Origin of the sequence: Mesorhizobium sp. M7A.F.Ca.AU.002.02.1.1, assembly GCF_003998535.1 — a bacterium.
GTDB classification, from domain to species: domain Bacteria; phylum Pseudomonadota; class Alphaproteobacteria; order Rhizobiales; family Rhizobiaceae; genus Mesorhizobium; species Mesorhizobium ciceri.
The window spans coordinates 1-5,562 of sequence record NZ_RZPB01000413.1; the positions used below are offsets into that span (position 1 = coordinate 1).

9 protein-coding genes are annotated in these 5,562 nt (G+C 63.2%); 2 read left to right on the top strand and 7 right to left on the bottom strand.

Going from position 1 to position 5,562, the window contains the following annotated elements; all coding sequences use genetic code 11:
- The coding region (locus tag EN879_RS22660; RefSeq protein ID WP_164774524.1) for a DUF805 domain-containing protein at window positions 1–210 on the top strand (210 nt) is incomplete at its 5' end.
- On the opposite strand, the gene EN879_RS22665 is transcribed toward EN879_RS22660, so the two are convergent.
- The 6 genes from EN879_RS22665 to leuD all read right to left on the bottom strand — a co-directional run bounded on the left by EN879_RS22665 (window position 200) and on the right by leuD (window position 4,660).
- Window positions 200–688: a GNAT family N-acetyltransferase gene (locus tag EN879_RS22665; protein ID WP_063169564.1), complete on the bottom strand. Its 489-nt coding sequence runs from the start codon at window positions 686–688 to the stop codon at window positions 200–202. The genes EN879_RS22660 and EN879_RS22665 overlap by 11 nt on opposite strands.
- Window positions 689–692: 4 nt before the next feature.
- Window positions 693–1,796 (bottom strand): 3-isopropylmalate dehydrogenase, encoded by a 1,104-nt coding sequence (gene leuB, locus EN879_RS22670; protein WP_063169565.1) that lies wholly within the window; start codon window positions 1,794–1,796, stop codon window positions 693–695.
- Window positions 1,797–2,086: 290 nt separating this feature from the next.
- Window positions 2,087–2,437, bottom strand: coding sequence for a VOC family protein (locus EN879_RS22680; RefSeq protein ID WP_063169566.1), 351 nt, complete (start codon window positions 2,435–2,437; stop codon window positions 2,087–2,089).
- A 13-nt stretch (window positions 2,438–2,450) separates the two neighbouring features.
- Window positions 2,451–2,834: a RidA family protein gene (locus tag EN879_RS22685; RefSeq protein ID WP_063169567.1), complete on the bottom strand. Its 384-nt coding sequence runs from the start codon at window positions 2,832–2,834 to the stop codon at window positions 2,451–2,453.
- Window positions 2,835–3,055: 221 nt separating this feature from the next.
- Entirely contained in the window at window positions 3,056–3,985 is a 930-nt protein-coding gene (locus EN879_RS22690; protein WP_013528788.1) for a hypothetical protein, read from the bottom strand.
- Between the two features lie 69 nt (window positions 3,986–4,054).
- The gene (gene leuD / locus EN879_RS22695) at window positions 4,055–4,660 is read right to left on the bottom strand and encodes a 3-isopropylmalate dehydratase small subunit (RefSeq protein ID WP_013528787.1); all 606 of its coding nucleotides are present in this window, start codon (window positions 4,658–4,660) and stop codon (window positions 4,055–4,057) included.
- A 128-nt stretch (window positions 4,661–4,788) separates the two neighbouring features.
- Between leuD and EN879_RS22700 the strand changes: the two genes are divergently transcribed.
- Window positions 4,789–5,214, top strand: coding sequence for a GNAT family N-acetyltransferase (locus EN879_RS22700; RefSeq protein ID WP_013528786.1), 426 nt, complete (start codon window positions 4,789–4,791; stop codon window positions 5,212–5,214).
- Between the two features lie 76 nt (window positions 5,215–5,290).
- On the opposite strand, the gene EN879_RS22705 is transcribed toward EN879_RS22700, so the two are convergent.
- The coding region (locus tag EN879_RS22705; protein WP_164774525.1) for an FAD-binding oxidoreductase at window positions 5,291–5,562 on the bottom strand (272 nt) is incomplete at its 5' end.

The window sequence follows — 5,562 nt, forward strand, 5'->3', positions numbered from 1 at the left end:
GGTCTTTGCGGCACCTTCGTCCTGGCGACACTGCTGCCCAGCCTCGGCATGACCGTTCGCCGCATCCATGACATCGGCCTCTCGGGCTGGCTTTATCTGGTGGTGCTGATCCCGACCATCGGCAGCCTGATCATCCTGGTCTTCGCGCTGATCCCGACGCAGGCCCGCGAAAACCAGTGGGGACCGGTGCCGGCGGGCGTCAGGGTCTAGGGATGATCGCCTTCAGCGCCTCGCCCGAAAGCCTGAGAAAGACCTTCTGGCCGTGGCGTTCTGCGCCAAGCCGGTCGTAGAAGCGCTGCGCGCCTTCGTTCCAGTCCTCGCTGGTCAGGTCGATGCGGCCGATGCCTTCGCGCAGGCAATGATCGGCGAGAAAGCCGATCAGCGCCCGGCCGACACCAGCGTTGCGGGCTTTGTCGCGCACGAACAGGTCCTTGAGGAACAGCAGCCGCTCGAGATCGATACCGGGATGCGCGATCGCCACCGACGCCAGGCCGCTGACCTCGCCCTCGATGAAGGCGAGCGCGAAATGCGGATAGGCCGGGCTTTCCTCGCCAAGCCATTTTCGTGCCGCAGACAGGGCCCGGTCGGCATCGAGAGGCCGTTGCCGATAATGTTCCGCCATCTCGCAAAACATGGCCGCGAGCGTCGTCGCGTCCTCGATCGTCGCCCAGCGGACGTCGACCGTCACGGTATCAGCCCAGGAATTTGGCGATGATCGCGTCGCCCATCTCAACCGTACCGACCTCGGTCATGCCATCGGACATGATGTCTTTCGTCCGCAGGCCCGCGTCGAGCACGGCGGCGATCGCGCCTTCGACGCGGTCGGCTTCATCGACCATGCCGAAGGAATAGCGCAGGCACATGGCGAAGGAGGCGATCATGGCGATCGGGTTGGCAATGCCCTTGCCGGCAATGTCGGGCGCCGAACCGTGCACCGGCTCGTACAGCGCCTTGCGCTTCTTGGTCTTGGCGTCAGGCGCGCCGAGCGAGGCCGACGGCAGCATGCCGATCGAGCCGGTCAGCATGGCGGCGATGTCGGACAGCATGTCGCCGAACAGATTGTCGGTGACGATGACGTCGAACTGTTTTGGCCAGCGCACCAGCTGCATGCCGCCGGCATCGGCCAGCATGTGGTCGAGCTTGACGTCGGCATAACGCGCCTTGTGGGTCTGGGTGACGACCTCGTTCCACAGCACACCCGACTTCATCACATTGCGCTTTTCCATCGAAGTGACATGGTTCTTGCGGGTCCGCGCCAGCTCGAAGGCGACGCCCGAAATGCGCTCGATCTCGAACGTGTCGTAGACCTGCGTGTCGATGCCGCGCTTCTGGCCGTTGCCGAGGTCGATGATCTGCTTGGGCTCGCCGAAATAGACGCCGCCGGTCAGCTCGCGCACGATCAATATGTCGAGACCTTCGACCACCTCCTGCTTGAGCGAAGAGGACGCTGCCAGTGCCGGATAGCAGATGGCCGGGCGCAGATTGGCGAACAGCTCCATGTCCTTGCGCAGCCGCAGCAGGCCGGCTTCTGGGCGCACTTCATAAGGCACCGCATCCCATTTCGGACCGCCGACGGCGCCGAACAGCACCGCGTCGGCCGCCATCGCCTTTTCCATGTCGGCATCGGAGATCGCCGCGCCATGCGCGTCATAGGCACAGCCGCCGACCAGCCCCTCATCGGTGGCAAAACCGCTGCCGAGCCTGTCGTTCATGACCGCGATCAGTTTCTTGACCTCGGCCATGGCCTCAGGACCGATGCCGTCACCGGGGAGCAGGAAAAGATGCTTCGTTGCCATGGAGAAACCGTCCTGGAAAGATTTGAACCGCGGCCTTGCTAAACGCCAAGCGAGTTGCATGCAAGCAGGAACGCAGCGATCACGGATAACCCGATTCGTTGGTGATCCGTAGCGCCCCCCTCTGCCCTGCCGGGCATCTCCCCCTCAAGGGGGAGATTGGCAGCATTATCGTTTCGCCTCTTCTTTCTGACGTGGAGATTGGCGAACGCCGAGGCGACATCCAATCTCCCCCCTTGAGGGGGAGATGGCCGGCAGGCCAGAGGGGGGCGCTGTCCCGCCGGCATACGTCATCACTGATGCGAGAGAATGTTGACCAGCCGACCGAACGGATCGCGGACGTAGAAGCGCCGCACGCCCCACGGTTCGTCGGCCGGTCCGTATTCGATGGCAAAGCCCGCCGCCTTCATGGCATCGAGCGCCGCATCCACGTCGTCGACCTCGATGGAGAGGTCGGGCACCGGCGTGCCGGAACCGCCTTGCGCCATGAAGCTGACCTGGACATCCATCTTTGCTTGCGAGCCGTAGGTTGCGATCCAGCCGAGATCCATCAGCACGTCGAGGCCGAGCACATCGTGGTAGAAACGCTTCGCCGCCGCGACATCCGCTGTCTCGATATTGGCAACAATGCGCTGGACTTTCATCGTCGGTCGCCCTTCAGGCCGTGCGCCGCAGCGCCGTCACCTCGATCTCGATCTTCATTTCCGGTTTGTTGAGTTGGCAGACGATCATCGTCGCTGTCGGCCTGATGTCACCGAACGTCTCGCCGAGGATCGGGAAGACTACATCCACGAAGGCCTGGTCGGTGATGTAGTAATGCGCCCGCACCACGTCAGCCATCTCGAAGCCGCCGTCCTTCAGCGCCTTGCCGATCGTCGCCAGGCAATTGCGCGTCTGCGCCTCCACCGTCTCCGGCATCGTCATCGTCGCATAGTCGTAGCCGGTGGTGCCGGACACAAAACACCAGTCGCCCTGCACCACGGCGCGCGAATAGCCGGCGGTCTTTTCGAACGGCGAACCGGTGGAGATGAGTTTGCGCATATGAGGGGCCTTGCTTGGGTTGTCGGCCAGCATTAGCAGGCGGAACGGCGCGGGTCGTGGGCCAAGCCAGGCAAACTGTTATCCCGGAAGCGAAGCGCGAACCTCCGAGATTGGTTGAAGCATCCCTTCCGTCGTCATCCTATGGCGGAGCAAGGAGCGTAGCGACGCGGCGCAGACCATAGGATGACGAAAGCGAGGGGGTGCTGCGCAACGCTAAAGCTTTAATTTGCCGCCCCCAGCGCCTTGTCCAACGCCGCCTTCACATCCGCCGGCCATGTCGCCACATCAGGCCAGGCGTTCGGCTGGCCATTGTCGCCGCGGCGCGCAAAATAGAGCCTGTGCTGGGCCGGGTCGACCGCCATGAAGCCGTCATTGCCGCCGCAATCATGCGGCACGCAGCCGCTGGCGTAGAAGGCGCCCGAAGCGGTCTTTTCGGTGCCGCCGCCGACCAGCAGGCTGGTCGCCATGTCGGCCATGTCCTTGCCGAGCAGCTTTTCCGCTTCCTTGTAGACGGCCTCATTGTGGAAGGCGTCGATGATGTTCTGGTACTTTTCCGGATCGATGTCCTTCCAGTCCGTGCCGGGTTCCGGCATGTAGGTCAGATTGCCCGAAATCGTCAGCCCGTCGGTCGGCGACCATTGCAAAGCCGGTTTCTCATCCCCCGGCAACAGGTAGGGCACGAAATAGATGGCGTTGTCGGACACCGCCGAGGGCGGGGCGCCGCACTGGTCCTGCTCGACAGTGGTGCTCTGGATCGTGCCGCCTTCCGGCTTCCAGACGATCACCGTCGCCGGCCCGCATTGGTTGCCGCCGTCGCCGACATCGAACAGCGCCACCTTGACGCCGCCGACCTCGACTATTTTGTCGAAGAAGACATCGTAATTGCTGGCCAGCTGCTTGCCGTCATAGGCAAGCACCTTCTCGCCATACTGTTCCTTCTGGGTGATGGTCAGCGTGCCGCCTTCGAATGGCACCGGGGCCTGCTTGTCGTCATCGGAAGCATCGGCGGCGTTCGTCCCCTGATCGGCGGACGGCTGCTCCGTCGCCGGGGCCGGCTGTGTGGCGGGCGTCTGGGTCTGCGCAGACGCGCTGGCGATTTGCCCCAGCAACAAGGCCAGCCCGCAAAGGCCGGCAAGAAGCGAACGTGTCATGACTGTCCCTCCACTCAGTCGCCGCGAACCGGCCCGAAAGGCCAGATCCACCCGTCCGGAGCGCGCCGCTCAGGCCCAGGGGCGCTGTTCGGCGTTGCGCTTCTCGAACGAAGCGATGGCGCCGGCTTTCTCCATGGTCAGGCCGATATCGTCGAGCCCGTTGAGCAGGCAGTGCCGCTTGAAGTCGTCGAGGTCGAATTTGACCACGCCGCCATCCGGCCCACGGATTTCCTTGGCTTCGAGGTCTACCGACACCGTGGCATTGGAGCCGCGCGAGGCGTCGTCCATCAGCTTCTCGAGATCCTCGGGGCTGACGGTGATCGGCAGGATGCCGTTCTTGAAGCAGTTGTTGTAGAAAATGTCGGCGAACGAGGTCGAGATGACGCAGCGAATACCGAAGTCGAGCAGCGCCCACGGCGCATGCTCTCGGCTGGAGCCGCAGCCGAAATTGTCGCCGGCGACCAGGATCTGCGCCTTGCGGTAGGCCGGCTTGTTGAGCACGAAATCCGGGTTTTCCGAACCGTCGTCCTTGTAGCGCATTTCGGCGAACAGGCCGGTGCCGAGCCCGGTGCGCTTGATCGTCTTGAGATAATCCTTCGGGATGATCATGTCGGTGTCGACATTGACGATCGGCATCGGAGCGGCGACGCCGGTGAGCTTGGTGAATTTTTCCATGGTTTTTGCCCGTGTTTTCGTTGCGGGGGAATTTGCTGAGGCCCGGTTTACACAAAGCCGGCGGCAAATAAAAGGCAACTGTTCGTGCATGGTGGCACAAGCCAGCCCGATGGTGCAATCTGGCGGCCATGGCAGAAAACGCACACGTCCTCTACGAAAGAGAACCCGCGCTCGACATCGCCGAATTCCGTCGCGTGCTGGTCGAATCCGGCCTCGGCGAGACACGGCCGATCGATGATGAAGCGCGGCTGCGGGCGATGCTGTCGGGCGCCAATCTGGTGCTGACCGCGCGCCTTGATATTCAGGGCAAGCCGCTGATCGGCGTCATCAGGGCGATCACCGACTTCTCCTGGGTCTGCTACATCTCCGAACTCGCCGTTTCCCGATCGGCACAGGGGCTCGGCATCGGCAAGGGCCTGATGGACGAGGCGCGCCGGCAGCTTGGACCATCGGTCGCCATCAGCCTGATCTCCATGCCCGATGCCGTCGGCTTCTACGAACGTATCGGCATGAAGCGCATGGCCGACGCCTTCTGGTTCGACCGCAAGGGCTGAGGCTCGCTCGAAATACTCTTCCGCAACCGTGGCGATCCTTCGCGCCAGCGTCAAAAAGGACCTTCCCTTCGCCCGCTCAAATCACATTCAATTCCCGGAACGCCCTTCCCTCCGCCACCCGCTCATACCCGAACGCCGAGCAATCCACCGTGCGATAACCGCCATGCACGATCAGCTCGGCCAGCGCTTTGCCCACTGCTGGCGCCTGCTGCAGGCCGTGGCCGGAAAAGCCGTTGGCGAATAGGAAATTGCCGACGTCGGGATGCGGACCGATCACCGCGTTCTGGTCGAGCGTGTTGTAGTCGTAGTGGCCGGCCCAGGCACGGGTCGGCTTGATCGCCTCGAAGG